Annotated in this window: 1 protein-coding gene; it reads right to left on the bottom strand. The window is 49.3% G+C overall.

All coding sequences use genetic code 11. The annotated features are described in order from the left end of the window. Window positions 1-325: 325 nt before the first annotated feature. The coding region (locus ACQ4MZ_RS31445; protein ID WP_430852014.1) for a hypothetical protein at window positions 326-2,846 on the bottom strand (2,521 nt) is incomplete at its 5' end.

Raw genomic sequence — 2,846 nt, 5'->3', positions numbered from 1 at the left:
CACGTTCTGCAAAGGACGCCCCAAACCATCCAGGTAAGTAACCTCCTGAGTAGCATCCTTCACATTGCCGCTCACTGTTGTGCGGGAACCTTTGTAGGTACGGGTCAATATGAAATTCTTGTCCGTACTCTGACCCAAAAGCCCCGGGGAATTAAGAACTGCTCCCAATAGCAAGAAATAAAAATAAGTAACCGGCTTTGTCATTACGATCGTAAAAAAATGATGTTCTTAATACATTTAAACTGGCATTCATAGCTAGCACTAATCCTCATTCGCTACTGATGAGTCATAATCTCGCGGTCGGAATAAGACTATCACCAATTTCCTAGGGAGCGGTCAGCGTAACGGTAACGTGATCGGTTGTGTACGTACCAGTCGCAGTGTTTATTTTTGCATAGAACCGATAGATGTCTGGGGCCAGATAAGGTATTGGCCACTTACCATCGGCACTACCCTCCTGGGAGGACAGTTTGTAAACACCTGGTTGGCTGACATCCGGGGTTGCATAGCCCATCCGGTTAGGAAATCCGCCGTCACTGGTTGTCGCCCAGATCTCCACGCTGGTAATATTGGTACCTGCGGGGGCACAAGTGCTGACGCTGATAGCCGTGGTAACACGCCCTGGGGTAGTGGTGCTGGCAGTACCAACCACACTGGCGTTGTTAGCTGGTGAAAGCACACTGGCAGTAACGGTAGAGCAGTTTGCACCCAAGTCAAGCCCCGCGTAGTTCTGTGGGCCGGCGGCAGTCCCGCTCCAGACTTTTGTAAGTAGACCATCAAAAATTAATGCATAGCCGTAATTGGCCGGATCGTTGTTATAAGCAGTTGATGATCCAAAGCTCACCCCGTTTAGTTTCACGTTTCCATTGTAAAATTCAAGCTCTTTTAAGTCTCCATAGCAATCGGAATCTGCTAAAAACCGCACATATCGCCAGGTGTTAGTTGTTTGAATAGGATATTCATTCCATCCGTTAACAGGTGTTCCACCAATTGTGGCCAGTGTCGTCCAGCCAACGGCATTTGAGATATCATTGGATCCCTGGATAACACTACCTACAATACGGCCGGTACAGCACGTTTCGGGTCGGGTGTGCAATCGAACCTTAGTGATATTACTCGTGGCAGCAGGTGCAGTCAGTGTGACGGTAATGTAGTTAGTTTCGACCGAATCAGTGGCAGTCTTCACCTTGGCATAGAAGCGATAGGTGCCCGGAGCAAGATAACCTGCAAGCCACTTCCCGTCGGCAAACCCCTCTTCAGCCAACAACTTATAAACACCTGCTTGACTGGCATCAACTATTGCATTGCCCATCTTTTTCGGCCACTCGCCAGAGGTAGTTCTTGCCCAGACTTCTACACTAGTGATCGAAGTACCAGCGGGGACACAAGTGGCGACGCTGATAGCGGTGAGCACATTGCCGGGGGTGCCAGTACTGGCAGTACCTACCACACTAGCGTTGTTGGCGGGTGAAAGCATACTCGCCGTCAGGGTGGAGCAACCTGTTCCCAAGTCAAGTCCTGCATAGTTCTGTGGACCTGGAGTGTGTCCGTGCCAGGAAGTAGCCACCAGGCCATCAAAAGCATTAGCGTAGCCGTAATTGACCTGGTCGTTGTTATATGCACTCAAAGATCCAAATTTTATCCCGGTCAATTTAATATTGCCCTTGTAAAATTCCAGTTCTTTCAATTCTCCGTAGCAATTAGGCCCCGCTAAGAAACGTACATACCGCCAGTCCGTAGTCGTCTCAATTGGATACTCGTTCCATCCGGCAATTGGTGTCTCCTTAATCTCAGCCAGAGTGGTCCAGCCATTGGCATTGGAGATATCATTGGCCCCTTGAATAACACTGCCAACGATGCGGTTCATACAACATTCCGTACGCGGGTACAATCGAACCTTAGTGATATTACTTGTGGCAACAGGTGCAGTCAGGGTGATGGTAATGTAATTCGTGGTAAACGAAGTTGCTGCGGTATTTACTTTGGCGTAAAAGCGATAGGTCCCGGGATCGAGCAAAGCTGCGACCCACTTCCCGTCGGCACTACCCTCCTCTGCGGACAGCTTATAAACACCTGGTTGACTGGCATCAGCGATAGCCTTGCCCATCAGGTTATGGAATGCATCAGAAGTTGTTGATGCCCAAATCTCTACGCTGGTGATGGCGGTACCTGCTGGGACACAAGTGCTCACGCTGAGGGGGGTAATCACCCTGCCGCTGGTGGTAGTGCTGGCAGTACCCACCACAGTGGCGTTGTTGGCGGGTGAAAGCATACTCGCCGTCAGGGTAGAGCACCCTGTACCTAAGTCAAGTCCCGCATAGTTCTGGGGGCCGGCGGCAGTTCCACTCCAAACATTTGTCAGTTGACCATCAAAAACGACATTATAGCCGTAAGTTGCTGGATTATTGTTATAAGCGGCGGAAGATCCAAAACTTGACCCGTTTAGTTTTACACTTCCATTATAAAATTCCAATTCTTTTAAGTCTCCATAGCAATCCGAATCTGCTAAAAACCGCACATATCGCCAGGTAGTAGTTGTTTGAATTGTATATTCATTCCATCCGTCGACCGGTGTTGTATTAATTGTGGCTAGTGTCGTCCAGCCATTGGCATTTGAGATATCATTGGATCCCTGGATAACACTACCGGTAATACGGCTAATACAGCAGGTTTCGGAACGGGGGTACAGTCTAACCTTGGTGATATTGCTCGTGACAGCAGGCGCAGTGAGCGTCACGGTAATGTAATCGGTTGTGAAAGTGCCGCTCGCTGTATTTACTTTGGCGTAAAACCGGTACGTACCCGGATCCAGATAAGGGACCGGCCATTTCCCATTGGCAGAACCT

The sequence above is a fragment of the Dyadobacter sp. BHUBP1 genome (assembly GCF_050587785.1).
Taxonomy (GTDB): domain Bacteria; phylum Bacteroidota; class Bacteroidia; order Cytophagales; family Spirosomataceae; genus Dyadobacter.
This window is presented reverse-complemented; position numbering and strand designations above follow the sequence as displayed.